The organism is Gemella sanguinis ATCC 700632, assembly GCF_000701685.1.
Lineage (GTDB): Bacteria > Bacillota > Bacilli > Staphylococcales > Gemellaceae > Gemella > Gemella sanguinis.
Window position 1 is genome coordinate 90,627 of the sequence record NZ_JNJO01000001.1, and the last position, 25,633, is coordinate 116,259.

Annotated in this window: 29 protein-coding genes; 23 read left to right on the forward strand and 6 right to left on the reverse strand. The window is 28.5% G+C overall.

The window, feature by feature from the left end:
* Window positions 1-129: 129 nt before the first annotated feature.
* From T369_RS0100435 to T369_RS0100445, 3 genes are read left to right on the forward strand one after another with little or no spacing between them, the layout of a single operon-like run.
* Entirely contained in the window at window positions 130-525 is a 396-nt protein-coding gene (locus tag T369_RS0100435) for a GntR family transcriptional regulator (RefSeq protein ID WP_031550224.1), read from the forward strand.
* Window positions 506-1,222: an ATP-binding cassette domain-containing protein gene (locus T369_RS0100440; protein WP_031550227.1), complete on the forward strand. Its 717-nt coding sequence runs from the start codon at window positions 506-508 to the stop codon at window positions 1,220-1,222. Before T369_RS0100435 ends, T369_RS0100440 begins: the two co-directional genes overlap by 20 nt.
* On the forward strand, window positions 1,215-1,943 hold the full coding sequence (locus T369_RS0100445) for a hypothetical protein (protein ID WP_031550229.1): 729 nt from the start codon (window positions 1,215-1,217) through the stop codon (window positions 1,941-1,943). Before T369_RS0100440 ends, T369_RS0100445 begins: the two co-directional genes overlap by 8 nt.
* 114 nt (window positions 1,944-2,057) lie before the next feature.
* Here the strand turns inward: T369_RS0100445 and rplA are convergent, their stop codons facing one another.
* Both rplA and rplK read right to left on the reverse strand, forming a co-directional pair.
* Window positions 2,058-2,750, reverse strand: coding sequence for a 50S ribosomal protein L1 (gene rplA / locus T369_RS0100450; protein ID WP_003144761.1), 693 nt, complete (start codon window positions 2,748-2,750; stop codon window positions 2,058-2,060).
* Between the two features lie 13 nt (window positions 2,751-2,763).
* Window positions 2,764-3,189 (reverse strand): 50S ribosomal protein L11, encoded by a 426-nt coding sequence (gene rplK, locus T369_RS0100455; RefSeq protein WP_006364367.1) that lies wholly within the window; start codon window positions 3,187-3,189, stop codon window positions 2,764-2,766.
* A gap of 436 nt (window positions 3,190-3,625) precedes the next feature.
* On the opposite strand from rplK, the gene rny reads away from it, so the two are divergent.
* From rny to T369_RS0100470, 3 genes are all read left to right on the forward strand, one after another.
* Window positions 3,626-5,179: a ribonuclease Y gene (gene rny, locus T369_RS0100460; protein WP_031550235.1), complete on the forward strand. Its 1,554-nt coding sequence runs from the start codon at window positions 3,626-3,628 to the stop codon at window positions 5,177-5,179.
* 223 nt (window positions 5,180-5,402) lie between these two features.
* Window positions 5,403-6,188 carry a formate/nitrite transporter family protein gene (locus T369_RS0100465; protein ID WP_006364365.1) on the forward strand — a complete coding sequence of 262 codons (786 nt, stop codon included), beginning with the start codon at window positions 5,403-5,405 and terminating at the stop codon, window positions 6,186-6,188.
* 230 nt (window positions 6,189-6,418) lie between these two features.
* Entirely contained in the window at window positions 6,419-7,210 is a 792-nt protein-coding gene (locus tag T369_RS0100470) for a formate/nitrite transporter family protein (protein ID WP_031550238.1), read from the forward strand.
* A gap of 50 nt (window positions 7,211-7,260) precedes the next feature.
* Here the strand turns inward: T369_RS0100470 and T369_RS0100475 are convergent, their stop codons facing one another.
* The gene (locus T369_RS0100475) at window positions 7,261-8,346 is read right to left on the reverse strand and encodes a branched-chain amino acid aminotransferase (protein WP_031550241.1); all 1,086 of its coding nucleotides are present in this window, start codon (window positions 8,344-8,346) and stop codon (window positions 7,261-7,263) included.
* A gap of 263 nt (window positions 8,347-8,609) precedes the next feature.
* On the opposite strand from T369_RS0100475, the gene T369_RS0100480 reads away from it, so the two are divergent.
* From T369_RS0100480 to T369_RS0100510, 7 genes are read left to right on the forward strand one after another with little or no spacing between them, the layout of a single operon-like run.
* Window positions 8,610-9,788 carry an aminotransferase class I/II-fold pyridoxal phosphate-dependent enzyme gene (locus T369_RS0100480; protein ID WP_031550243.1) on the forward strand — a complete coding sequence of 393 codons (1,179 nt, stop codon included), beginning with the start codon at window positions 8,610-8,612 and terminating at the stop codon, window positions 9,786-9,788.
* Between the two features lie 12 nt (window positions 9,789-9,800).
* Window positions 9,801-10,427, forward strand: a complete 627-nt coding sequence (gene tmk, locus T369_RS0100485) for a dTMP kinase (RefSeq protein ID WP_031550246.1) — start codon at window positions 9,801-9,803, stop codon at window positions 10,425-10,427.
* Entirely contained in the window at window positions 10,417-11,256 is an 840-nt protein-coding gene (locus T369_RS0100490; protein WP_031550249.1) for a DNA polymerase III subunit delta', read from the forward strand. Before tmk ends, T369_RS0100490 begins: the two co-directional genes overlap by 11 nt.
* Before the next feature lies 1 nt (window position 11,257).
* Window positions 11,258-11,992, forward strand: a complete 735-nt coding sequence (locus T369_RS0100495; RefSeq protein ID WP_031550252.1) for a tRNA1(Val) (adenine(37)-N6)-methyltransferase — start codon at window positions 11,258-11,260, stop codon at window positions 11,990-11,992.
* Window positions 11,979-12,293 (forward strand): GIY-YIG nuclease family protein, encoded by a 315-nt coding sequence (locus tag T369_RS0100500; protein WP_031550254.1) that lies wholly within the window; start codon window positions 11,979-11,981, stop codon window positions 12,291-12,293. Before T369_RS0100495 ends, T369_RS0100500 begins: the two co-directional genes overlap by 14 nt.
* Window positions 12,293-13,123 (forward strand): 16S rRNA (cytidine(1402)-2'-O)-methyltransferase, encoded by an 831-nt coding sequence (rsmI, locus tag T369_RS0100505; RefSeq protein WP_031550257.1) that lies wholly within the window; start codon window positions 12,293-12,295, stop codon window positions 13,121-13,123. Before T369_RS0100500 ends, rsmI begins: the two co-directional genes overlap by 1 nt.
* Window positions 13,116-13,433, forward strand: coding sequence for a hypothetical protein (locus tag T369_RS0100510; RefSeq protein ID WP_231124678.1), 318 nt, complete (start codon window positions 13,116-13,118; stop codon window positions 13,431-13,433). Before rsmI ends, T369_RS0100510 begins: the two co-directional genes overlap by 8 nt.
* A gap of 24 nt (window positions 13,434-13,457) precedes the next feature.
* On the opposite strand, the gene T369_RS0100515 is transcribed toward T369_RS0100510, so the two are convergent.
* Both T369_RS0100515 and trkA read right to left on the reverse strand, forming a co-directional pair.
* Window positions 13,458-14,930, reverse strand: a complete 1,473-nt coding sequence (locus tag T369_RS0100515; protein WP_031550261.1) for a TrkH family potassium uptake protein — start codon at window positions 14,928-14,930, stop codon at window positions 13,458-13,460.
* Window positions 14,931-14,932: 2 nt separating this feature from the next.
* On the reverse strand, window positions 14,933-16,303 hold the full coding sequence (trkA, locus tag T369_RS0100520) for a Trk system potassium transporter TrkA (RefSeq protein WP_031550264.1): 1,371 nt from the start codon (window positions 16,301-16,303) through the stop codon (window positions 14,933-14,935).
* 228 nt (window positions 16,304-16,531) lie between these two features.
* Here trkA and dnaG point away from each other — a divergent pair, with 228 nt between their 5' ends.
* The 3 genes from dnaG (at window position 16,532) to T369_RS0100535 (ending at window position 19,956) form a co-directional block, all read left to right on the forward strand.
* Complete coding sequence (gene dnaG / locus T369_RS0100525) at window positions 16,532-18,331, forward strand: DNA primase (RefSeq protein ID WP_031550267.1); 1,800 nt, start codon at window positions 16,532-16,534, stop codon at window positions 18,329-18,331.
* 10 nt (window positions 18,332-18,341) lie between these two features.
* The gene (rpoD, locus tag T369_RS0100530) at window positions 18,342-19,430 is read left to right on the forward strand and encodes an RNA polymerase sigma factor RpoD (RefSeq protein WP_031550272.1); all 1,089 of its coding nucleotides are present in this window, start codon (window positions 18,342-18,344) and stop codon (window positions 19,428-19,430) included.
* 340 nt (window positions 19,431-19,770) lie between these two features.
* Window positions 19,771-19,956, forward strand: a complete 186-nt coding sequence (locus tag T369_RS0100535) for a hypothetical protein (protein ID WP_031550274.1) — start codon at window positions 19,771-19,773, stop codon at window positions 19,954-19,956.
* 112 nt (window positions 19,957-20,068) lie between these two features.
* Here the strand turns inward: T369_RS0100535 and T369_RS0100540 are convergent, their stop codons facing one another.
* A complete protein-coding gene (locus T369_RS0100540; protein WP_031550276.1) occupies window positions 20,069-20,455 on the reverse strand; it encodes a rhodanese-like domain-containing protein in 387 nt (128 codons plus the stop codon).
* A gap of 142 nt (window positions 20,456-20,597) precedes the next feature.
* On the opposite strand from T369_RS0100540, the gene T369_RS0100545 reads away from it, so the two are divergent.
* From T369_RS0100545 to T369_RS0100575, 7 genes are all read left to right on the forward strand, one after another.
* Window positions 20,598-21,353: a TrmH family RNA methyltransferase gene (locus T369_RS0100545; protein WP_031550279.1), complete on the forward strand. Its 756-nt coding sequence runs from the start codon at window positions 20,598-20,600 to the stop codon at window positions 21,351-21,353.
* Window positions 21,354-21,424: 71 nt separating this feature from the next.
* Window positions 21,425-22,378, forward strand: coding sequence for a magnesium/cobalt transporter CorA (corA, locus tag T369_RS0100550; protein ID WP_031550282.1), 954 nt, complete (start codon window positions 21,425-21,427; stop codon window positions 22,376-22,378).
* 23 nt (window positions 22,379-22,401) lie between these two features.
* A complete protein-coding gene (locus T369_RS0100555) occupies window positions 22,402-22,608 on the forward strand; it encodes a DUF1146 family protein (RefSeq protein WP_031550285.1) in 207 nt (68 codons plus the stop codon).
* 18 nt (window positions 22,609-22,626) lie between these two features.
* On the forward strand, window positions 22,627-23,787 hold the full coding sequence (locus tag T369_RS0100560; protein ID WP_031550288.1) for an AI-2E family transporter: 1,161 nt from the start codon (window positions 22,627-22,629) through the stop codon (window positions 23,785-23,787).
* 355 nt (window positions 23,788-24,142) lie between these two features.
* Complete coding sequence (locus T369_RS0100565) at window positions 24,143-24,562, forward strand: cell division protein SepF (RefSeq protein WP_006364345.1); 420 nt, start codon at window positions 24,143-24,145, stop codon at window positions 24,560-24,562.
* Between the two features lie 2 nt (window positions 24,563-24,564).
* Window positions 24,565-24,840, forward strand: coding sequence for a YggT family protein (locus T369_RS0100570; RefSeq protein ID WP_031550293.1), 276 nt, complete (start codon window positions 24,565-24,567; stop codon window positions 24,838-24,840).
* Between the two features lie 9 nt (window positions 24,841-24,849).
* Window positions 24,850-25,620, forward strand: a complete 771-nt coding sequence (locus T369_RS0100575; RefSeq protein WP_031550296.1) for a YlmH family RNA-binding protein — start codon at window positions 24,850-24,852, stop codon at window positions 25,618-25,620.
* Window positions 25,621-25,633 lie beyond the last annotated feature (13 nt).

A 25,633-nucleotide genomic window follows, 5' to 3' on the forward strand; every position in this document is an offset into this window, starting at 1 on the left:
TTATAGCATTTTGATTTATAATTATAAAATAAAACATAGGAAAAGATATTTAATATATTATTATAAGATTACTTGACTGTATACTGTATCTATTGTATAATAACAGTAGATACAAAAGAGGTGAAGTTAATGGAAATTAAAATTTCTAATATATCATCAACACCTATCTATCAGCAAATAGCCAATAGCATAAAAAATAAAATTTTATCAAGAGAATATATTTCTAATACACAGTTGCCATCTATTAGATCTTTGGCTAAAGAATTAGAAGTAGGCATAATTACAGTAAAAAAAGCTTATGAAGTACTATTACAGGAGAATCTTGTTTATTCAAAAGGGGCTGTAGGATACTTTGTAAATGAAGTAAATACTGAAGAAATTTTATTAATAAAAAAAAGAGAATATATTGTTGAATTTAAACAAATGATAGAAAAAGCGACTGATGATGGTTTAACAAAAGGGGATATAAATGAGATATTAAAAATAGTATTGGGGGAGAAAGACTATGAGAATCAAAGTAAATAAATTACAGGTAGATAAAGATAATTTTAAACTAGGACCAATAAATTATACATTTGATGAAGGTTATGTATATGCCATAACAGGGAATAGCGCTTGTGGTAAAACATTATTTTTACAAAGTATTTTAGGAAGTATAGATATTGAAAAACAAATGGTACTATATGATGAATTTAATTTTTACGATAATGAAGTAGAGATAAAATCTAGTTACTCATATATAGCAGATAGACCATTATTTTCTGATAAACTAAGTGTAGAAACTATATTAAATAAAATTTCGAAGTTAGACTCTAGATTTGATATAAGTTCTTGCTATGAATATATAAAGAAATACAATATATATAAACATAAAAAAATATATGAGCTATCACAAGGTGAAAGAAAAATTTTACTATTTGGCATTGGTATTACTACACACTCTAATATTTTAGTTTTAGATAATCCATTAGCTGGAGTAGGCTTAATAGCTAAAAGAGAGATGCTATCAATGATAAGGGAATATATGGATGAGAATAAAATTACTATAATAGTGACTGAAGAACCAAATGTAATTAAAAATTTAGCAGATTACGTAATTGTACTAAATAATGGACAAGTTGAAATAAGTGAAGATGTAGTAAACTTACAAACTAGATACGAAAATAAAAATGTTGAAGAAATATTGGTTTCTATATTAAAAGGAGAGGGAAAACATGAATAATGAACAATATAAAACTAAATGGGGAGCTTTGTTAAATATTATTTCAAATAGAAATTATTCAACACCACAAATTTATAAAATATTCTATTTTGGATACTATTTTTTTACAATCCTAATAGCACTTTCAGTACTTTTCGATAAAAATTATATAGTAGCATCGGTATTATCAGCTATAGTATTTGTTTTAAATGGAAGAAAATATGAAGATAAGGAATGGCTTATAACAGAATACTTACCTATTTTATTTAAAGAAAGAGTAAGACAAATATATTTAACGACATATATATTTTTACTTCCATCTGTAATACTAGATTTTACGTTTAGGTATATTTATTATCAAGCAAATATAATTGAATATCTTTATGTATTGCTAACAATAATAATAATTTCAAATTTAGCTATAATTCAAATGATTTTAACTAGACGTTCATTTTGGAATTTCATAGCTCTAGATGTACTAATATATGCATTGGCAGTAAAAATAATTTCAATAGTTTTAAATGGATTATATCTAACAACTTTTGATAATACAAAATTTAATTTATTGAAGATAATTATGTTAATAATACTAGCAATAATATTTCAAGTATCTAGTACAAAATTAATAATTGATTCAAGAAGAAAAGAAGAAATAAGTAAAGTTTATCAAACAATATTTATTATTGCAATAACACTAGCGACGGCATTACAGTTTTATCAAGGTATGTATTGGGTTAAATAATAAAATAGTAGAGTAAGGTATTGTAAAAAATAGCTTATTCTACTTTTTTATTTCAGAAATTGTAGACAAAGAAAAAAGAGTACTTCCGAAGAAATACTCTTTTAATTAAAATTCTTATTTGAATTCTGCTGTGTTAACACGAACTCCAGGTCCCATAGTTGTAGTTACAGCTACAGATTTGAAGTAAGTTCCTTTAGCAGCAGCTGGTTTAGCTTTTGCTAAAGCGTCTTGAACAGCGTTGAAGTTTTCTACTAAATCTTCAGTAGAGAATGAAACTTTACCGATTGGAGTGTGAACAACACCAGCTTTTTCAGCACGGTATTCAACTTTACCAGCTTTAATTTCATTTACTGCTTTAGTAACGTCCATAGTTACTGTTCCAGTTTTAGGGTTTGGCATTAAACCTTTAGGTCCTAATACACGACCGATTTTACCAACTTCTCCCATCATGTCTGGAGTAGCTACGATTACGTCAAAATCAAACCAACCTTGTTGGATTTTAGTGATGTATTCACCTTGTCCTACGTAGTCAGCTCCTGCTGCTTCAGCTTCTGCTGCTTTATCACCTTTAGCGAAAACTAAAACTTTAGCAGTTTTACCAGTTCCTTTTGGAAGAACTACTGCTCCACGTACTTGTTGGTCATTTTTACGAGTGTCAACTCCTAAACGGAATGCAACTTCTACAGTTGCGTCAAAATTTACTGTGCTTGTTTTTTTAGCTAATTCGATTGCTTCTACTACAGAGTATAGACTAGAAGAATCTACTAATTTAGCTGCTTCAAGATATTTTTTACCTTTTTTTGCCATTATAATTATCCTCCTATTCTCCTATTAAGATACCCATACTTCTTGCAGTACCTTCAATCATACGCATAGCTGCTTCTAGAGAAGCTGCGTTTAAGTCAGCCATTTTAAGTTCAGCGATTTCTTGAACTTGTGCTTTTGATACTGTAGCAACTTTGTCACGGTTAGGTACCGCAGATGCTTTATCAATTTTAGCTGCTTTTTTAAGTAATACTGGTGCAGGTGGTGTTTTAGTAATGAATGTAAATGAACGGTCCTCATATACTGAAATCACTACTGGAATGATTAATCCTGCTTGGTCTTGTGTACGAGCATTGAATTCTTTACAGAATCCCATGATGTTTACACCAGCTTGACCTAACGCTGGACCAACTGGTGGAGCTGGGTTAGCTTTACCTGCTGGTACTTGTAATTTAACAACTTTTACTATTTTTTTAGCCACGATAAAACCTCCTATTTATTTTTCGTGATGTGGTCATTTGAGCGTATTAAAATTTTCGCTCTCCCACTCAAACATGTTTTGTATTTTTACATACTTGATTATGATAACATACCAATAACTAGATTGCAAGTATTTTAATAAATAAATTCAAAAAAATTATTAATATGTATTTGTTCATAATATATCTTTTTAAAACCAATGTCAACTATAATGAAATAGAGGATATTATTAACAAATTTTTAAATATAAAATAGTACAAATTTTTTTATTAAAAATTGTAGAATTAAAGTTTCGTTAGGGCAAGACTGCTATTGACTTTTTACCGCTAGTGGTGTAGAATTATATTTATGATATAGTGCTTATTTTACTAATGTTTGTATTAGTTTTATGTAACTTATCATAAAGAAATTACTTAAATATAGAAAGAGGTTGCAAGATGATTTATGGAATAATCAGTGTTGCAGCTTTGCTTGTTGGACTTTTATTTGGATATATTATTTCAAAAAATTCAATTCAAAAAAAATTAGAGCTATCTAAACAAGATGCAGATCATATTATTGGGGAAGCAAGAAAAGAAGCGAGATATATAGTTGATAAAGAGACTAGCATCGCTAAAAAAGAGGCGGAAGAAATAATTAATATTGCAAATAAAGAAGCAGAATTTAAAAAGCAAGATATTCAAAGACAAGAAGATAGAATTCTTCAAAAAGAATCTTCATTAGAACGTCAAACGGAACTTTTAAATAAAAAAGATGAATTACTAAGTTCTAGAGAGATGAAATTAGAAGAAAAATCACAATTACTTGATGAACGAAGTAATGAAGTGAATCAGCTAAAAATTCAACAAGAAACGGAGTTGCAAAGAATTGCAAACTTAACCGAACAACAAGCTCGTGAAGAGATTATGGCCTCAGTAGAAACTGATATGGCTAAAGATATGGCAATATATATAAGAAATAAAGAATTAGAAGCGAAAAATGTTGTAGATAAAAGAGCAAAAGAACTTATTGTTCAATCATTACAACGTTTTGCAACAGATGTAGTAAGTGAAACTACTGTTTCTGTTGTTGATCTTCCTAGTGATGATATGAAAGGTCGTATTATCGGTCGTGAAGGAAGAAATATTCGTACACTAGAAACTCTAACAGGTGTAGACTTAATTATTGATGATACACCAGAAGCAGTTATTCTTTCTGGATATGATCCAATAAGAAGAGAAATAGCAAAAACTGCTATTAAATCACTTATTGATGATGGACGTATTCATCCATCGAAAATTGAAGAAGCTGTTGATAAAGCACGTAGAAATATAGATCAGGTTATTAGAGATGCCGGTGAACAAGCCACATTTGATTTAGGTATTCATAATATGCATCCTGATTTAGTGAAAATAGTAGGTAAATTGAAATATAGAACAAGTTATGGTCAAAACGGACTACAACACTCTATGGAAGTTGCTTATATTTCAGGGCTTATAGCCGCTGAATTAGACCTTGATGTAGCTTTAGCTCGTAGAGCAGGGTTATTACATGATATAGGTAAAGCACTAGACCATGAAGTAGAAGGGTCACATGTTGAAATTGGTGTAGCACTAGCACTTAAATATAAAGAAAATGCTACAGTAGTTAATGCAATAGCTTCCCACCATGGTGATACTGAACCTACTAACCCTATTTCTGTTATTGTTGCCACAGCAGATGCTCTTTCTGCGTCACGTCCTGGTGCAAGAAGAGAATCATTGGAAAATTACATTAAACGTCTACAAAAACTTGAAGAAATCGCAAATGAACACAAAGGTGTTGAAAAAACATTTGCAATTCAAGCTGGTCGTGAAATCAGGGTAATAGTAAATCCTGAGGAAGTAGATGATACAAAAACTTATAAAATTGCCAAAGAAGTTAAAAATAAAATCGAAGAAACGATGCAATACCCAGGTAACATTAAAGTCAATGTTATTCGTGAGGTAAGAGCAGTTAAGTTCGCAAGATAAGATAAAAGAGTGATTAACAAAAGTTAATCACTCTTTTTCTGTAATAAACTGTAGAACATAGAGGTTTATAAAAATTTATTTATATTATTTTATATATTTAATTATTGCTATAACTGTAGGATTTCAGAGTATAAGTAAAAAAATGTTATTATAAAACAGATTGAAAAAAGCGTTTTAATGATGTATAATTATCAGTAATACAACTATAAGGAGAGAAAATATTATGGCAAATATGACAAAAGCATATCTTGAGCCACAAGAACTTTATGAATATACTAGTAAAAAAGGAGTTGCAAAAGCTACAGCTAATTTAAAATATATGCTAAGCTTAGGTTTTCTAGGTGGAGCTTTTATTTCGGTAGGATACCTTGCTTATATTAGAGTAGCGGGAACAATGCCTCATGAATGGGGTGGCCTTGGAACTCTTTTAGGAGCAGCAGTTTTCCCAATAGGACTTATCTGTATTTTAGTTGGTGGTGGAGAATTGATTACTAGTAATATGATGGCAGTTACGTTAGCAGTGTTTGATAAGAAATTAAAACCAGCGTTATTATTGAAAAACTTAGTAATTATAACATTAGCTAACTTAGTAGGAGCAGTATTCGTAGCATACTGTTTAGGACATCTAACAGGACTTACAGAAGGGGTTGTCTTTGAAAAAACAGTTCACACTGCAGAAGCTAAAATTAATGCTACTTTCTCTGAAATGATTTTTTCAGGAATAGGATGTAACTGGTTAGTAGGTATGGGAGCATGGTTAGCGTTTTGCGCAAAAGATGTGAGCGGGAAAATATTAGGAACATGGTTCCCAATTATGACATTTGTTGCTATTGGATTCCAGCACGTTGTTGCAAATATGTTTGTAATTCCAGCGGCTATGTTTGGTGGAGCTAATATAACATTTGCCCAATTTCTAAATAATATGGTAGGTGTATTCTTAGGTAACTACCTAGGTGGTGCTCTTTTAGTAGCAGGTCTTTATACACTTGCTTATAAAAAGAAAGATTAAAAAATAAGATTATAGATAATCGTGAGTATTTGTCTGATACTCACGATTATTAATGTTAGGAAATTTAATAATAGAAGATAATTTATTTAATTAATATTTTTTTAACTAAGGAGATTTAGTTTATAATAGTGTTTATATTGTATATGTATATGATTTATATTGAAAAAAAGAAGTTGTTATAGTATAATTTTTTCTAATAATAATTCAATAAAAATTAAGGAGAATTAACTATGTCAAACACTGTAGAATCTAAAGCATATTTAGAGCCACCAGAAATATATGAATTAGCCTGTAAAAAAGGTGAGGCAAAAGCTAAAGCAAATCTTAAATATATGCTAAGTTTAGGCTTCTTAGGAGGAGCATTTATAGGAGTAGGATTTTTAGCATTACTTCGTGTTTCTGGATCTATACCTAAAGAATTTGGTGGTATTGCATCATTACTTGGAGCATCTGTTTTCCCAATTGGTCTTATTTGTATTTTAGTAGGTGGAGGAGAACTAGTTACAGGTAATATGATGGCTGTAACGGTCGCATATTTAAATAAAAAAGTTAGTTTGAAATTATTAGCTAAAAACTTATTTATAATAACTTTAGCAAACTTAGTCGGTTCATTGTTCGCTGCTTATTTCTTAGGTCATCTTACAGGTTTAACAGGAGGAGCTATTGCTGCGAAAACAATAGCTGCAGGAGAATCAAAAATATACTTATCATTTTGGCAAGTATTGTTCTCTGCAGTAGGGTGTAACTGGTTAGTAGGTATGGCAGTATGGTTAAATTTTTGCGCAAAAGATGTAGGTGGTAAAATGTTTGGTGTATGGTTCCCAATTATGACATTCGTTGCTATTGGATTCCAACACTTAGTTGCGAATATGTTTGCAATACCAGCTGCTATGCTAGAAGGTGCTAATATATCCGTATTACAATTTATTGAGAATATGGGAATTGTATTCTTAGGTAATTTTATTGGTGCAGTAACTTTAGTTGCAGGTCTTTACACACTTGCTTATAAAAAGAAAAATTAATTAAAAAAGCTTGAAGTATTTTTACTTCAAGCTTTTCTCTTTAGTATTTATTAGTCTTCTACTTTTACAACCCAACCAAATTTATCTTCAACTTTACCAAGTTGGATACCAGTTAGTAAGTTGTAAAGTTTTTGAGTCCATTCACCTGGTTTATCATCTTTAATGATCTCTAATTTTTTAGTACCATCGAATAATTCTCCTACAGGTGCAATTACAGCTGCAGTACCACATAAGAATACTTCTTCAAGTTTTCCATTATCGTAAGCTTCGTATACTTCTTCTAATGGAAGTTTTCTTTCTTCTACTTTTTCACCTAGTGATTTAAGTAATTCAATTACAGAAGCACGAGTAATACCTGGTAAGATAGAACCATTTAACTCAGGAGTAACGAATGTTCCATCAATTTTGAAGAAGATATTCATTGCTCCACCTTCTTCAATATATTTTTGTTCAACTCCATCTAACCATAGAGATTGAGAATATCCAAGTGCTTGAGCTTTTTTCTGACCTTTAAGAGATCCAGCGTAGTTACCAGCAGTTTTAGCAAATCCAAATCCACCACGAACAGCACGAACATATTCATGCTCTACATAGATTTTATTTGGTTGTAATCCAGCTTTAAAGTAACTTCCAGAAGGAGATAGGATAATAAAGAATTTAACAACATTATTTGGGTGAACTCCTAATGCTTCTTCAGCACCATATAAAAATGGTCTTACATATAATGAAGTACCTTCTGATTTAGGAATCCAGTCTTTATCGATAGAAATTAATTTTTTAAGTGCAGCAAGTGCAAATTCTTCATCTAATTCAGGTAAAGCAATACGATCTGCTGATTTATTTAAACGTTTGAAGTTTTGTTCAGGTCTAAATAAAACTGCTTCTCCATTAGCATTGTATGCTTTCATACCTTCAAAAATACTTTGTGCATAGTGGAACACGTTAAGTGAAGGTGCTACTTCAATAGGACCATAAGGAACAATACGAGGATCATACCATCCTTTTTCGCTAGTCCAATCCATAACAAACATATGGTCTGTAAATACTGTACCAAAACCTAATTTATCGTCTGGTGTTTTTTCTTTTGGTGTTGATGTAAGTTCAACTCTGATATCGTTAACTGTTAATTTACTCATTTTAAAATCTCCTTCGAATAATCTAATAGTTTTATATTTTTTACTATACAGTACATTATAATATTAATAAAAGTTTTTTTCAATACTTTTAGTTAAATTTTCTGAAATTTTATATCAAAAATCGGAATACTTCTTTGTATAATGTCTTGAAATAGTGAAATTAAGTACAATTAGAGTAAGTTCGTTGAAATAGTATTTTTAATTTAATATAAAATATGTTACAATTATAAAAAGAAAATTTATATAGGAAGAAGGCATTAAGTATGGAAATTAAGAAATCACTAGAAAATAAATTTAATACATCTTTAGCAAATTTAACAGGATCACCAATTCGTGAATTTGATAGATTTGCTTCTAGCATAGATGGTATTATAAAACTTACATTAGGGGAACCAGATTTTGATACTGCTGAGGAAATTAAAGATGCTGCAAAACGTGCATTAGATAATAATAGAACTCATTATTCAGTAAATAATGGAATTGAACCACTGCGTAGTGCATGGGCAAAAAATTTAAAAGATAGATATAATTTAGATTATTCATCTGATGAAATAATTGTTACTATTGGAGCATCTGCAGCAATTGAACACTCTATTTCTGCAGTTACTAATGAAGGTGATAAAATTTTAGTAGTTACTCCATACTTTTCTGCATATGAAGGGGTAGGGATATTAAATAAATGTAATATTGAATTTATTGATACAGTAGATAGTGGGTTCAAATTACAACCAGATGTCCTTGAAAAAGCTTTAGAAAAAAATAAAGATACAAAAGCAATTTTAATAAATTATCCAAATAATCCAAGTGGTGTATCATACACTAGAGATGAAGTGAAAGCTATTGCTGATGTATTAGCTAAATATGATATTTTTGTAATTAGTGATGAAATCTATGGAGATATTACATATAATTATAAGCATACTTCATTAGCTGAATTTATTCCGGAACAAACTATCCTAATAAGTGGATTATCAAAATCACATGCTATGACAGGGTGGAGAGTAGGATTTATCGCTGCACCACAAGCAATGATTAGAAAAATTGGAGTATTCCACTTGTTTACAGTTTCTGGAGCTGCTACATTTATTCAAGATGCTGCGGTAATTGCATTATCGGATGAAAATGTAGACAAGTATAATAATTATATGATTGAAACATATAGAGAAAGAAAAGATTATATGGTACCTAGATTAAGAGAATTAGGTTTTGAAATACCAGAGATTGACGGGGCATTTTATATCTTTGCCAAAATCCCTGCAAAATATCAACATCTAGGAGCTATGGAATTTTGTAAATTATTAGCTAAAGAAGCACGCGTAGGAGTTATTCCAGGTACTGCTTTTGGTAAAGCTTATGACAATTATTTTAGAATTAGTTATGCAACAAGCATAGAAAATATAAAAGAAGCTGTAGAAAGAATATCGCAGTTTATAAATAAATAGAAAGGTTATTTTATGAGAGGAAAATTCATAACTGTAGAGGGGTCTGACGGTTCAGGGAAAACGACTTTTATAAACTTTTTAACACAATATTTAAAGGATAAAGGATATAAAGTTATAACTACACGTGAACCAGGAGGAACAGAATTTAGTGAAAAAGTAAGAGAGTTACTTTTTGATAAAACTTATGAAATAGATGCTAAAACTGAAAGTTTATTATTTTGTGTAAGTCGAAGAGATCATATAATAAAAAAAATTATTCCTTATGTTGAAGATGGCTATATTGTAATTTGTGATAGATTTGTTGATAGTTCAATTGCATATCAATCTTATGGAAGAGGATTAAGTAAACAAGATATTATTGATATTAATAAATACGCTACAGATGGATTAGAACCAGATTTAACATTATATTTTAAAGTCGATGTAGAAGTTGGTTTAAGTCGAACAAAAGGTAGAGATGAAAATAATAGAATGGACCAAGAAGATTTAAGTTTCTATAAGAGCGTGAAACATGGTTATGATGAACTTTCTGAAGAATATAGTAATCGAATAAAAGTAGTTGATGCTAATCAAACATATGAAAATGTAGAAAAAGATGCACTTGAAATAGTGGAAGGATTTTTAAAAAATGAACTTTAGTAAAGATAGTATTGCGATAAAATCTTTAACAAATGCATTAAAAACAAATAAACTATCCCATGCTTACCTAATGGTAGGCGAGGATAGTTTATATTGTGATGAATTCATTTTGCAATTTGTTAAATCTATTTTTTGTTTAGAAAATAATGATAAAGAATTCTACAACTGTGGAGAATGTAAAGCTTGTCAAAGTATAGAGCATAATAACTATGTTGATTTTTATATTATAGAAAGTGAGACTTCTATAAAAAAAGAAGAGATTCAAAACTTAAAATCAGAACTTAGCGTTAAATCTTTCTATGGTAGAAAGATTTATTGGATAAAAGGTATTGAAAAAATGACAGAACAAGCTTCAAATAGCTTGCTAAAATTTTTAGAAGAGCCAGAAGATGATATTATAGCTATTCTAAGTTGTAAAAATATTAGTGCTGTACTGCCAACAATAATATCACGTTGCCAACAAGTTAAATTAATAGGTAGTAGTGAAGAAATTACCGAGGAAATTGATGAGAATTTATTAGAATATCATAATGAATTTTTAAAAAGATTTTCTAGAAAACCGCATCTTGCCAATATATATTTATTAGAAAAATTAAAGACTAAAGAAGATATTTTATCATACTTTATATTACTAAATAAAAAAATTACTCTAAGTTACTTATCTAAAGATAAATTCAAAGATGTAAAAAATATTAGTTCGGTACAAGAAAAAGTATTACTTGCGATAAATGATATTAAAGGTAATGTTTCGGCAGTCCTTGTGTTAGAAAAATTCCTCTTTTCTGTTGTGTTAGATAATAATAGTTTAGAATTTTTAAAAGAGGGTTAATATGAATGAAGATTTAAGAATAGATACAGTATCAAAAAATTATAAAATACTTCAAAAAAAAGATCACTATAGTATGTCAACAGACTCATTTTTATTACCATATTTTGCAAATGTGCCACTTAGTCCTAAGAAGAATATAATAGAATTATGTAGCGGAAATGGTGGGATCTCTATTATCTTACGTGAAAGAAGTGGAGCTCAAATTAGTATGTTGGAGATACAAGAAGACTTAGTTGAATTAACTAAAAAAAGCCTAGAGTTAAATGATATCGCTGATAATATTGATGTGAAATGTGGAGATATAAAAGAAGTGAAAAACTATTATAAACCTTCATCATATGATTATGTAATATGTAATCCACCATATTTTCCAGTAGAAAATATGCCAAATCAGCGTGAAAAAAATAATCATAATATTTCACGTCATGAAATATTATGTAATCTTAGTGATGTTATTAAATCTATTAAGTACTTATTAAAACAAAATGGAAAATTCTCTTTAGTTCATAGAACCTATCGTATATCTGATATAATATCAGAATGTGAAAAAAATGGACTTGCAATAAAGAGAATACGCTTTGTGTATAGTAATAAAGCTAGTGAAAATAGTAAGATTGTTTTAGTAGAAGGAAGTATTTCAAAAGTAAGTGATATTAAAGTAGAACAGCCATTTTATATTTATAATGAAGATGGTAGTTATACTAAAGAGATGGAAAGGGTATATGGAATTGACTAATAGTTATATGTATGTTGTAAAATGTATAGATAATACACTTTATACAGGGTATACAACAGACTTAGTAAGAAGAATTAAAGCGCACAATAATAAAAAAGGTGCTAAGTATACTCGAGTACGAGTACCTGTATCGCTGGTTTATTATGAAGAATTTATATCAAAAAGTGAAGCGACGAAAGCAGAGAGTGCATTTAAAAAGTTCACTCGTCTGCAAAAAGAGCAATATATAAAAGAAAAATTAAAAGATGACAAAAAAGATAAAATTAAAGAATTAAATAAAAAAATAAAGGAGAAAAAGTAATGTTATATTTAGTAGCTACTCCTATAGGAAACTTAGAGGATATTACATTAAGAGCATTAAAAATATTAAAAAATGCTGATATAATAGCTTGTGAAGATACTAGAAATACACAAAAGTTATTAAATCATTATGAAATAACTGGAAAAAAATTAATAAGTTATCATGAACATAATGAAGATAAGATGAGTGATAAAATAATTGAATATCTACAGGAAAATCTAGAAGTAGCACTTGTTACTGATGCAGGAATGCCATGTATTTCTGATCCAGGATATACACTAGTAAGAAAGATAAAAGAACAAGGATTATCAGTAACAGCATTACCAGGAGCAAATGCGGGATTAACAGCATTAGTTTCAAGTGGTATAGAGTCATATAACTATACTTTTTATGGATTCTTACCAAGAAAATCAAAAGATTTAAAACAAAAGCTAGAATTTATTTTAAAAGAAAAAACTACTAGTATTATTTATGAATCTCCACATAGAATTAAAAATCTAGTAACAGAAATAACAAAAATTGAACCAACACGTGAAATTTCTGTAGCTCGTGAAATAACAAAAATGTTTGAGCAAATAGAAACACAATCAGCTGAAAATATATTAGATAGACTAGGTGAGGATATTAAAGAAAAAGGTGAATTTGTTGTTATAATCTCACCAAACAAAGTAGAAGAAGATAAAGAAATAAATCTAGAAGACATAGTAGAGATTATTTATAATAAAGTGCAAAATGGTGAAAAAAAATCTGAGGCGATAAAAAATACTGCAAAAGAATTTGGAATAAATAAAAAAGAGGTTTATAGTTTATATCATGAAAAGTATGACTAGTTTATTTATTGTAAATGCACTTATTATAATATTTTTAATTCTTTCACTATGGTATAAAATTTCACTTATACCATTATTTATCTTATTACCAGTTAATATTTTACTAATATATATAAAAAGTACTGCTCTTGATAAAAATGAACAAAAGAAAAAAATAATGCTTCATAAAGTAAAAAATTCATTATCAGTTATTATGGGTTACTCAGAAGCTCATTCAGATGAATTAATAACTAAAGAAGAATTTGATAAACATGTAAATGAAGAAATCGAAGAAATAGTAAATATAATAAAAGATGAGATATACAAGTAAGTATAACTCATCTTTTTGTATTATTTAATTAGTAGAACTTCTTTCTATTTTTCTACGTTTTTTCCATGTTTTAGCTGAGAAGAATACAATTAGTGGTACTAATTCTAGCCTTCCTAATAACATAGAAAATGACAAAATAACTTTTGTAAAATCTGGTATAGTAGAAAAGTTACTCATAGGTCCAAAGTGATTGAATGCTGGACCAGCATTACTTATTGAAGTTACGGTTAATGATATTGCATCTTCAAAATCATTTATTTGGAATGTAACTAAGAATAATATTATTACAAAGATAAAACCAAATAAAAGTAAGTAGTTTGCTAAAGGGGTAGTATCCTTGATAACTTTCCCATCGATTTTTAACATAATAATTTTTCTAGGATTAAGAGCCTTACTAATTGATTTTTTAGCATTCTTTATAAAGAATATTAACCTTGGTATTTTTATACCACCTGCGGTACCTCCTGTACAACCACCAACAATCATAAGAATAAGTATTATCATTTTAGAAAATACAGGCCAAATATTAAAGTCATTATATGTAAATCCAGTTGTTGAAACAACTGAAGCTACTGTAAAGAATACATCTAGTAAACTATGATTTGGTGTGTCGTAAGAACGATAAATATCTAAAAACATGATTATTGATAGAATAGAAATCATTCCAAAAAACCAACGTAGTTCTTCACTTTTTAGAATTTTAAAATATTTTTTAAATATTAAAAAGTATATTAAGCTAAGATTCATAGAGAAAATCAACATAAATGTTGCAACTACAATAGTAATATATTTACTATTGTAGTAGGCTATTCCAGCATTTCTTACTGAAAAACCACCAGTTCCCGCTGTAGAAAATGCAATATTTATACTATCAAAAATTCCAATTCCTCCAAATAGTAGTAAAACAAACAGAATAACAGTAAGCAATATATATATAGAATATAAATATATTGCTGTTTGTTTCATTGATGATACTACTTTACCAAAATATGGTCCAGGAACTTCTGCCTTAGCTATATGGATAGTATGTGGAGATCTAGGTAGTATAGCAACCGCAAAGACAATAACCCCCATACCACCTATAAAGTGAGTGAAACTTCTCCATAATAATAAACTTTTTTCTATAGATTCTATATCTGTAAGAATAGTAGAACCAGTTGTTGTAAAACCACTAACAGTTTCAAATAAACTATCTATGTAACTTGGTATTTCACCAGATATGTAAAAAGGAAGGGCACCAAGTAATGAGAATACTATCCAAGTTAGCGTAACTATTACGTAACCTTCTCTTTTATAAAAATCACGATCGCCATCTTTATCAGTAAAGAAATTAATTATGCAGTATGCTGAAAATGAAATAATAATAGTAATTATAAATGCAGATGTTATGTGTCGTGATTCTTTATAAATTAGTGAACATAAAGTAGGTAATAGTAGTAGACCAGATAAAAGTTTTAACATTTTACCTAGGACATAAAAAATCATTTTATAATTCATAATTACCCCCTAAGAATATCATCGATATGTTCAATTTTTTGTTTGTAACTAACTATAACGACGTTATCTCCAAGTTTAATTTCATCATTACCATTTGGGAATATTTGTTTATTATTTCTAACAATAAAAGCAATAAGCATATTCGAATGAATATTCATATCTTTAAGTTTGGTACCAAGCACCTTAAGATTATTTTGCGAAACTTTAAATTCAATAACTTCTGCTTGATTATTCGCAATACGATAGAAGTTTTCAATTTCAGAATCCTTACTACATTGTAGAGATTTACTGTATTTCGCAATAATATTACCAACTATTTCTTTTGGAGTAATATATGAATATTGCCCGATGTCTTCAGCTATTTGTTTAAGAGAAGCACGGTTTACCTTTGCTACTGTTTTCTTAATTCCAAGTTTATCCGCATAAAGGTTAATAATTATATTTTCTTCATCAAGACCAGTAAGTGAAATACAACTATCAAATGTTTGAATACCTTCTTCGATTAGAGTGTCACGATCACTACCGTCAGCCCAAATAACATCTATTTCTGGATAAGTTTCACTAAGTTCAATAGCTTTATCTTTGTTTATTTCTATTACTTTAGTGTAAATATTAGCTTTAATAAAGAACTCGATAAGATAGTGAGCGATTTTACCTGCTCCAATAATTAAAGAAGATGTTATTTTCTTCTCAAGATTATCTTTATTTCCTAATAATTTATAGAATCTTTTTAGATCTTTATTAGCTGCAGTTATATGCACCTTATCTCCGACTTCGAAAATATAATCTCCTCGAGGCACAAAAACTTTCCCATTACTTTCAACTAGACAAACTAGAGAAGGGAAGTCTATTATTTTTTTACTATCGATTAAAGAAACACCTTTTAATATGCTATTTTGATGAATGACAACTTCTAGAATATTAAATTTATTAGCAGAAAAACTCTCTACTTTTGTAGCTGTAGGATACCTAAGCATATAAACAATCTGTTTAGCAGCTTCAAATTCAGGATTAACCATTAAATCAATCCCAAGCGAATTTTTAATGAATTCTTTCGTTTTAGAATATTCCGGATTTCTTATACGAGCTACTGTATGTTTTGCACCCATTTGTTTAGCAGCAATACAAGAAATCATATTAATTTCATCGCTAGTAGTAACAGAGATAAACATATCAGCTTCTCCAGCACTTGCTTCAACAAGGTTATCATAGTTTGCTCCATTACCTAAAAGTCCATTTATATCATAAGTTTCTACGAGTTTTTCTACTCTTTGTTCATTAGTATCGATTAATGTTACTTCTTCAAATGTGTTAGAAAAATCGGCACATAATAATTCTCCAACTTTTCCTCCACCAACAATTACTACTTTCACAAAAAAAACTCCTTTTTTATAGATATGAATATTATAGAATTATTATGAGATAAAGTCAACGTATAGGAAAATAATCAAAATAAAAGGTAGAAAATTAACTTTTTTAACAACAAAATAATTAGTTATAACTATAGAAAAAATAGGCTTCTTGTGATATAATTATAAAAGGGAAATTTTATCGCTTTTCCATCTTGTAGTTAATAATTTTTGGTTTAAAGGAGGAGTAAAGTGGCAAAAATTTCTAAACAAGATATAGATTATATTTTTGAGAATATAGATATAGTCAGTTTAGTTAGTGAGTATATAAAACTGGAAAAACGTGGACAAAACTATTTAGGTTTGTGTCCTTTTCATAATGAAAAAACTCCATCTTTTACTGTATCTCCTGACAAAAAGATTGCCCACTGTTTCGGATGCGGAAAGGGTGGAAATATATTTCAATTTGTATCATTAATAGAAAATATAACATATAATCAAGCTATTGTTAAATTAGGTACAAGGTTGGGACTTAACTTAGAGTCAAATGATAATAAAGAAGTAAGTTATGATTTAAACAATAAGCTAGATTCTATGTATTATGGTCACTTATTATTAGCTGACTATTATAATTATATTTTATTAAATACAAAAGAAGCACAAGGGGCTTTAAACTATTTAATAGATAGAGGCCTGTCAATAGAAACAATTAAGCATTTTAATATTGGATACGCACCTAGAGATAATAATATTGCATTAAACTTTTTTAAGTCTAATAATTTAAATCTAGATGCAATGGTTGAAGCGGGACTACTAGGAAAAAACGATAATAATGATTACTACGATGTTTTTAAAGATAGAATTATGTTTCCAATTAAAAACAATCAAAATCAAGTTGTAGCATTTTCGGGAAGAACGATGTCACAGGATAAGCAAGTAGCTAAATACTACAACACCCACGAAACTAAAATATTTGAAAAAAGAACTGTATTATATAACTTTTCTGATGCTCGTGCTTTTATCGCAAAAGAGAGAGAAATTGTTCTCTGTGAAGGATATATGGACGTAATAAAAGCTCATCAAAATGGAGTAAAAAATGTAGTTGCTTTAATGGGAACAAATATTGATAATAACAAATTAGTTGAAGTGTTAAATTTAGTTGATAAAGTAACACTTAGTCTTGATAATGATAAAGCAGGAACAGAAGCACAAATAGATATTGGGAATAGAATTATCCAAAAAATTGATAATGTGTATAAGCTAAAGTTTACTGGTGCTAAAGACTTAGATGAATTTTTAACTGAAAAAACATCAAAAAATAGTGAGTTTGATACACAAAGTTACGTAGCTAATAATAAAGACCATTTTATAAAGTTTAAAATAGATTATTGTAACAATGAATCAAAATCAAATATCGAACAAAAAATAAAATTTAAAAATGAAATATTAAAAAATATTGCATTTATCGGTGATGAGTCACTAAAATATATACTTCTTACATATCTTTCAGAAGAGTTTGATATAGATAGACAAGTTTTAACTAGAGAATTAAACAAGTTCCCAACTCGTAAGTTAAGAACTACTCAAGAGTGGACTGCACCGGAAAAACCACTTAATTTATTTAAAACTACAAATTATGATAAAAAAGTATGTAGGTTATTTAAATACTTTTTTGTGAGCCGTGCAGCATTTATTGATAATTTTACAGAGCTAGAACAATGTAAGTTTGATCAAGAAGTATTTGAAAGACTAATAGATTATTTAATTATATATTATAATAATAACTTAGATTTCAGAATTCATAATTTTATTCACAGTATAGAAAATACAGAAGACGAAGAAGTTGTCAGACTAGCAACATATATAGATGAAACAGACTTTTTGATTGAAGATGAACCACCTAAAGAAGTCATTAGAGATTATATAGATTATTTTAAAAAACGTGAGATTTCATTGGAAAAATTAAAAGAAATGTTGAAGATTGCTATTCAAGAAATGGACGTAGAAGCCCAAAAACAACTATTAGAACAATTAAAGAAATATAAGAAATAAGGAGAAACGAATGGCTAATAAAAAGGTAAAAGATTTTGAAACTATAAAAAAAGAATTTATAGAAAAAGGTAAAAAACAAGGTGAGCTTACTCAAGAGGAAATACTAGATGCTTTATCAAAATTAGACGTTTCTTCTGAAGCAGTAGACGATTTTTACGAAGAACTAAATCGTGAAGATATTATCCTAATAAATGTTGACCAAGTTGAAGAGGAAGAGGAAGAATTAGACTTAGAAGATTTATCTGTACCAGCAGGTATTCGTACTAATGACCCTGTAAGAATGTACCTTAAAGAAATTGGTAAAGTACCACTTTTATCAAAAGAAAAAGAATTAGAATTATCTAAAATAATAGAAAATGGTACTGAAGAAGAAAAAGAGCAAGCTAAAAAAGATTTAGCAGAAGCAAACCTACGTCTTGTTGTAAGTATCGCAAAAAGATATGTTGGTCGTGGAATGTTATTCCTAGACTTAATCCAAGAAGGTAATATGGGATTAATCAAAGCCGTAGAAAAATTCGACTATGAAAAAGGATTTAAATTTAGTACATATGCTACATGGTGGATTCGTCAAGCAATAACTCGTGCTATTGCGGACCAAGCTAGAACTATTCGTATTCCAGTACACATGGTAGAAACTATTAACCGTCTTATCCGTGTTCAAAGACAATTACTTCAAGATTTAGGTCGTGAACCTAAACCAGAAGAAATTGCTAAGAAAATGAATATGACACCAGATAAAGTAAGAGAAATTCTAAAAATTGCTCAAGAACCAGTTTCATTAGAAACACCAATCGGTGAAGAAGATGATTCACACTTAGGAGATTTCATCGAAGATAAAGAAGCACAATCTCCAGTAGAACATGCAGCAAACGAGTTATTAAAAGAACAATTAGAAGAAATTCTTGAAACTCTAACAGACCGTGAGGAAAATGTATTAAAACTACGTTTTGGTCTTAAAGATGGAAAAACTCATACTTTAGAAGAAGTAGGTAGTGCATTTGGAGTTACTCGTGAGAGAATACGTCAAATCGAAGCAAAAGCAATTAGAAAACTAAAACACCCATCTAAGCTTAATAAGCTAAAAGGTTTCATGGAATAGGATTTTAAAGAATAATGACCATCCCAGAAAAGGGGTGGTTATTATTCTAAATATAATTATTTTATTTTATATTATATATCTTCTTTAATTATATATTTTTTATTGTATTTATATTAGCATAAATATAGATTTTTTATGATAATTGTGGTATAAATATATATAACAAAGAAAGAAAGTGAGGAAGTGAATAAAAGGAACAGATTTAATAGAAAAATAAGTAACTTTCTTTTATTCATATTATATATTATGAGAAGTGAAAAAATACAAGAGACAATACTAATTCTAGGAATTATAGCTACTATAATCTCAATAATTCTAATGTTTGTATAAAGGAAGCGTAATGGAGAAGATAATTAAAGAAATAGAAGATTTATTTAATAGTAACTTAACTGACTATCGAATTGCAAAAGATACTGGTATTGCTTTAAGTATGATTCAAAATTATAGAATCGGCAGTAGAAAGATTGAAAATATGACGCTAAAAACTGCAAAAAAACTATTTGAATATGCAAAAAGTTTAAAATAGCAATTTAAGATAAGATTAAAGGAGATGGTTTATTAACCATCTCTTTTTTTATAGTTATTAAGATATGACAATAATAAAAAACCCAGTATCAGATTGATACTGGTAAAATAAATTATTTTTTTGTTTTAAGATTTTCTTTCCAATCTTGAAGACCATTTTTTAACATGTAAATGTTAGTATAACCATTTTTCTTAAGAGTTAATGCAGCTCTAGGAGCTAATGTTCCGTTTTTATCGCAAAGATAAATAGGTTGGTCTTTTCTTAATGAAGAGTAAAGGAAGTTAAATTGTGAACTAGGCATATTTCTAGCTCCATTAATATGTGCATATTTGAAATCTTCTTTTTCTCTAACATCGATTAATTGAACTTTTCTAAGATTTTTTCTAAATTCTTCATATGGCAGTTTAGTAACGGCATTTCTAATTCTGAAATAATTAAATAATCCAACTGCCCCAAAAATAGCTAGTATTATTAAACTTGATACTAAAAATGATGACATGGTATACTCCTTTGCTAATATTGTTTATAATAACAGAATTATACCATAATTTGTAATTTTATTCAATATTGATTATAATATGATAGAAGAAATCTTTACTTATAACATTTACATAATAATATAATAAGAAAGTTGAGAAAAAATGATAACATCAGTAACTAATAAAAAAATAAAAGAGATTCATAAATTAAAAGAAAACAGAAACATAAAAAAATACAAGAAGTATTTAATAGAAGGTATACATCTAGTAGAAGAAGCATTAAAGTCAGATTTAGTAGAAGAGATAGTAGTATCAGAGAACTTTACTAACTCAAAAGTATTTGACAACTTCTATGGTGAAGTAACTATAGTATCAGAAAATGTCTTTAAATCACTTACTGATACAGTAACTACACAAGGAGTAATAGCGGTATGTAAAATAGAGAATAAACAACTAGATATTTCTAAATATAGTAGAGTTCTAATATTAGATCAAGTACAAGATCCAGGTAACTTAGGAACAATAATTAGGACTGCAGATGCATTTTCTTTTGATTGTATTATTTTAGGTAAAGGTACAACTAGTATTTATGGACAAAAAGTTATACGCAGTACACAGGGAAGTAACTTTCATATAGATTGCTTTGATAATATAGATATATTGGATGTTATTCCAGAAATGGAAGACTTTGATTTATACGCTACTTCGTTAAAAGGTGATAAATATTTAGAACAAATAGATAATGTAGGGGAAAAAGTAGCTGTTATTTTTGGTAATGAGGGTTCTGGAGTATCAGAAGACATACTTGATAAAGTAAATAATTTACTCAAAATAAACATGACAGGTAAAGCAGAAAGTTTAAATGTGGCAGTGGCAGCAGGTATAGTCATGCATTATATTGCAACTAAATGCGAATAAAAAATTTACTAATTTCTCTAAGTATGTTATCATTGTAGTTGTGAGAAAAATATTAAGAGAGGTGAAGAATAATGATAAAAACAATAGCAGTAGATAAAAGAGGAGATATTCTAACTGATGTAAGTCTGCAAAGGCTCAAAGATCAAGATATAGCATGGTTCTGGGTCGACTTTGACCAACCAACACGTAGCGAAATTAATCTACTTTCAACATTCTTCAAGTTCCACGAACTTTTAATTGAAGACTGTTTAACACTTTTACAAAGACCTAAAATAGAAATTTCTAGACAACAAATATTCTTAGTGTCACATGTATTAAAAAATCTTGATGATGACTACGAAACTATTAATATGTTTGTTGGAAAAAATTATATTGTAACATTCCACCTCTCTCACATAAGATATGTTAACAAAATTGTCCCAAAAATTTTACAACGTGGATCACAATATTCACCCCTTCACGTTATGCATATGCTAGTTTCAGAAATAGTAGAAGGATATATTCCAATCATTTCTAAAATCGAAAATCGTCTTGATGAGATTGAAGAATCTGACTTCTATAAATCAGGAAGTAAGATTATGGATGAGGTTTTTGAGCTAAGAGGAGATCTATTAAAATTAAGACGTGGACTACGTCCAATGCGAGAAGTAATACATAGATTTTTAGTCTCAAGACGTGTAGAAATGACTGATAACGATAGAAAATATTTCCATGATATTTATGATGACTTAGTTCAACAGACTGAGATTATTGAAGCAAATAGGGAATTAGCCAGTGATATCAGAGAGAACTTTATGACATATAACTCATTGAAGTCTAATAATATTATGATGACCCTAACGGTTATATCTACTATTTTTCTTCCATTAACCTTCATAGTTGGACTTTATGGAATGAACTTTAAATATATGCCTGAATTAGAATGGGAATACGGATATTTCTTAATCTGTGCAATAATGCTTCTAATTGCAATAGGTATGTTGTGGGTATTTAAGAAAAAAGGATGGTTGGATATGTTTAAATAACATATTGACCAAAAGGAAGATATATGAATATATTCAAACTAACAGTACTATTTATAATGATACTTCTTTCTAATTTTGCTTTATTAAAAGTTGATTTTGGAAAATTTTTCAAAAAAAATAGTACAAAAGAAATAAAGATTTTTGTAAGCATACTGTCTCTAGCTTTGGGATTTGTTAGCTATATGACAATTATAACTATCTATGAATTGTCACTGAATCTATTTAAGTAAAAGTAGAGAGGAGTACATATGTCAGAAAAAATAAAAAAAGAATTAGAAAAGAATAAAAAGCTTATAGAATTAGAAGATTCTAGAGAAGACAAGTTTCTAGAATTTATTGGCGGGAAGTTAATTTTATATATTTTAACTATAGTTATTTTACTAGGTATCGCTATATATTTATATACTGAGATTTCATATATATTTACACCGATAAATGCAATAGTTTCTAGTATTATTGCACCTGTTATCCTAGCTTATGTATTTTACTATATATTAAATCCATTAGTTAATCTATTTTCGAAAAAACTACCTAGATTTGCTAGTAGCTTACTTGCTATGTTAGTAGGGTTTGTTGTTATACTAGTAGTTATTATAGGTATGGTACCTATAATTGTAGAACAAACACAAACATTGATCATTTCAATACCTAAATATATAGAGATGGTTAGAGATTATTTAGATGCATATTCAGATAATGCATATATGCAAGTAGTTATAGAGTATATAAATAATAATTTAAATACTTCAAAAATGAGTTCTGAAGCTGTAACTATTGCAACATCGGTTGCACAGGGAGTTGCTTCATCATTATCAGCTACAGCGACTATATTAATGACAATGCCTTTTGTATTATTCTTCTTACTAAAAGATGCATCTAATTTCAATGAATATTTAGTTAGTTTATTACCGAAAAGATTAAAAAAACCAGTTGCTGATACTATTGATCAAATAGATAATAAAGTCGGGTCTTATATTCAAGGGCAAATGCTAGTATCACTTTGTATAGGAGTAATGTTATATATTGGTTATACTATCATAGGGCTACACTACGGTTTCTCATTAGCAACGATTGCAGCATTCTTAAGTATAGTACCTTATATAGGGCCAATTATAGCTATAACACCGGCAATGTTAGTTGCTGCATCAACAAGTTGGGTAATGGTTGTAAAAATGCTTGTAGTTTGGGGGATAGTTCAATTCCTAGAAGCAAATATTATTTCTCCAAATATTATGGGTAAAAGCATGGATATGCACCCACTTACAGTTATTTTTGTAATTTTAATTGGTGTTAATATTGCAGGGGTAGTTGGAGCAATCTTAGGTATTCCAGTATACTCAATCTTAAAAGTGCTTGGTTCTAAAATCCAAGAGGCTGTAACAGAAAGATATAACAAATATTATGATTAAAAGAAAAAACCTTAGAACAAAGAGTTCTAAGGTTTTTTAATGTTTAGTGAACAAAAGAAAAAAATTAATATACTTAGTATACCATTATTAAATAATAAATACAAATAATAATCTAAATTTATTATAAAATAATTGTAAAATAAAATAGGAATATGAAATTTTGAATTGCACAAAATGAAAAATACTATAAAATTTTATAGTAAAAATTGTGTAAAAAAATAAAAATAACTTAAAAGTTAAAAAAACTTTAAAATTATGATTTTTTATAGTATAAAAAGCTGTATATTAGTTTAAAAACTACTGTAAATATGATATAATTATGTAGTTAAATATAAAGTAATGAGGTTTGATAATTATGAGTATGATGAAAAAATTTAATAATTTATTTGTAAGCGAAGAAGATTTTGAAGATGAAGAAATAGTTGAAAACACACCAGAAGTACAAGAAGAACCAAGAAAAAGAGTTTCAAAGGAGAAGCCAGTGAGCAGTAAACAACCAGTAAATCCAATTTTAAACAGAGGAAACAATGTAGTATTAACAGAACCACTTGTTTTTGCTGATAGTAAAGATATTGTTGATGATATCAAAAAAAATAAAGTAGTAATTATTAATCTAGCTAAGTTAGATATTGAAACAGCAGATAGATTATTAGACTTTATTTCAGGTGGAATATATGCTCTAGATGCTAGATTAAAAACTATTGGAGAAGATATTTATCTTTGTGTTCCTAACGGTGTAGAAGTTTCTGGAGACTTTTACGAAGGAGAGTACTAATATTGTTAAATATAGCAGAATATTATTGGGTATATAAATTTGTATCTTATCTCTTTTCATTTTACTATTATGCTATTTTTGCGTATGTAATAATGTCTTGGGTGCCACAAGTTAGAAATACTTTTATCGGAGAGTTTTTAACTGCTATTTGTGAACCATACTTAAAACTATTTAGAAAATTAATACCACCGGTTGGAATGATGGACATTTCACCAATTGTTGCTTTTTTCGCACTAAATCTAATTCAACGATTAGTATATTTTATCTTATTCGGATAATTGATAGTTATGAAAAAGATAAATTTTTTGGCAACAGCATCTAATGAAGAAAAAGAAAACGCAGAAAATTTACTACAAACAGTAAGTTTTCTTGATAATCGAAATACCGTAACAAGATTTCTTACAAACTTTGAACAAATAGTTCTAAGTAAAGTAGCTGCGTATAATTATCCAGATTACAAAGTTGAGTTTTTTGGTGGATATGAAGGTAGTGAAAGAAAAAAAGCAAAAATAATCTCTAATGAATACTATGATATTGATTACGATATTGTTTGTCTAAGAGCCGACTATAATAATAAATTTAATAAAATAGAACACAGAAATGTACTCGGAACAGTTCATAATTTAGGAATTAATTTTAATAGAGTAGGAGATATAGTAGTTTCAGAAAGCTCTATTTATATATTTGTTGATAGGGAGATTGCTGACTTTATAAAAATGGAGTTAACAAAAATTGGTAGAGTTAATCTAGAGTTTAAAGAAGTTAGCGAATTAGACATCGACATAAAAAAAGAATTCCAAGATTTTGAAATAGTAACTTCATCATTTAGAATTGATTCAATTGTCGCAAAAATTACTAATAAATCTAGAAGCAAGGTTAAGGAATTTTTAGAACAAGAATTTGTTAAACTTAATCATGTAATAGTAAAAAATGGCGAGAAAAATTGTTCAGTAGACGACATTTTATCGATAAGAAAATTTGGTCGATTTACAATTAAAAGTTTTGAACAAAATAAAAGAAGTTTAAAATATAGAATTACAATCTCAAAACTAATATAAAACTAATCTCTAA

Coding starts and splice junctions, on each gene's coding strand:
- T369_RS0100435 (WP_031550224.1), top strand. CDS start 130: ATGGAAATTAAAATTTCTAATATATCATCAACACCTATCTATCAGCAA.
- T369_RS0100440 (WP_031550227.1), top strand. CDS start 506: ATGAGAATCAAAGTAAATAAATTACAGGTAGATAAAGATAATTTTAAA.
- T369_RS0100445 (WP_031550229.1), top strand. CDS start 1,215: ATGAATAATGAACAATATAAAACTAAATGGGGAGCTTTGTTAAATATT.
- rplA (WP_003144761.1), bottom strand. CDS start 2,750: ATGGCAAAAAAAGGTAAAAAATATCTTGAAGCAGCTAAATTAGTAGAT.
- rny (WP_031550235.1), top strand. CDS start 3,626: ATGATTTATGGAATAATCAGTGTTGCAGCTTTGCTTGTTGGACTTTTA.
- T369_RS0100465 (WP_006364365.1), top strand. CDS start 5,403: ATGGCAAATATGACAAAAGCATATCTTGAGCCACAAGAACTTTATGAA.
- T369_RS0100470 (WP_031550238.1), top strand. CDS start 6,419: ATGTCAAACACTGTAGAATCTAAAGCATATTTAGAGCCACCAGAAATA.
- T369_RS0100475 (WP_031550241.1), bottom strand. CDS start 8,346: ATGAGTAAATTAACAGTTAACGATATCAGAGTTGAACTTACATCAACA.
- T369_RS0100480 (WP_031550243.1), top strand. CDS start 8,610: ATGGAAATTAAGAAATCACTAGAAAATAAATTTAATACATCTTTAGCA.
- tmk (WP_031550246.1), top strand. CDS start 9,801: ATGAGAGGAAAATTCATAACTGTAGAGGGGTCTGACGGTTCAGGGAAA.
- T369_RS0100490 (WP_031550249.1), top strand. CDS start 10,417: ATGAACTTTAGTAAAGATAGTATTGCGATAAAATCTTTAACAAATGCA.
- T369_RS0100495 (WP_031550252.1), top strand. CDS start 11,258: ATGAATGAAGATTTAAGAATAGATACAGTATCAAAAAATTATAAAATA.
- T369_RS0100500 (WP_031550254.1), top strand. CDS start 11,979: ATGGAATTGACTAATAGTTATATGTATGTTGTAAAATGTATAGATAAT.
- rsmI (WP_031550257.1), top strand. CDS start 12,293: ATGTTATATTTAGTAGCTACTCCTATAGGAAACTTAGAGGATATTACA.
- T369_RS0100510 (WP_231124678.1), top strand. CDS start 13,116: ATGACTAGTTTATTTATTGTAAATGCACTTATTATAATATTTTTAATT.
- T369_RS0100515 (WP_031550261.1), bottom strand. CDS start 14,930: ATGAATTATAAAATGATTTTTTATGTCCTAGGTAAAATGTTAAAACTT.
- rpoD (WP_031550272.1), top strand. CDS start 18,342: ATGGCTAATAAAAAGGTAAAAGATTTTGAAACTATAAAAAAAGAATTT.
- T369_RS0100535 (WP_031550274.1), top strand. CDS start 19,771: ATGGAGAAGATAATTAAAGAAATAGAAGATTTATTTAATAGTAACTTA.
- T369_RS0100540 (WP_031550276.1), bottom strand. CDS start 20,455: ATGTCATCATTTTTAGTATCAAGTTTAATAATACTAGCTATTTTTGGG.
- T369_RS0100545 (WP_031550279.1), top strand. CDS start 20,598: ATGATAACATCAGTAACTAATAAAAAAATAAAAGAGATTCATAAATTA.
- corA (WP_031550282.1), top strand. CDS start 21,425: ATGATAAAAACAATAGCAGTAGATAAAAGAGGAGATATTCTAACTGAT.
- T369_RS0100555 (WP_031550285.1), top strand. CDS start 22,402: ATGAATATATTCAAACTAACAGTACTATTTATAATGATACTTCTTTCT.
- T369_RS0100560 (WP_031550288.1), top strand. CDS start 22,627: ATGTCAGAAAAAATAAAAAAAGAATTAGAAAAGAATAAAAAGCTTATA.
- T369_RS0100565 (WP_006364345.1), top strand. CDS start 24,143: ATGAGTATGATGAAAAAATTTAATAATTTATTTGTAAGCGAAGAAGAT.
- T369_RS0100575 (WP_031550296.1), top strand. CDS start 24,850: ATGAAAAAGATAAATTTTTTGGCAACAGCATCTAATGAAGAAAAAGAA.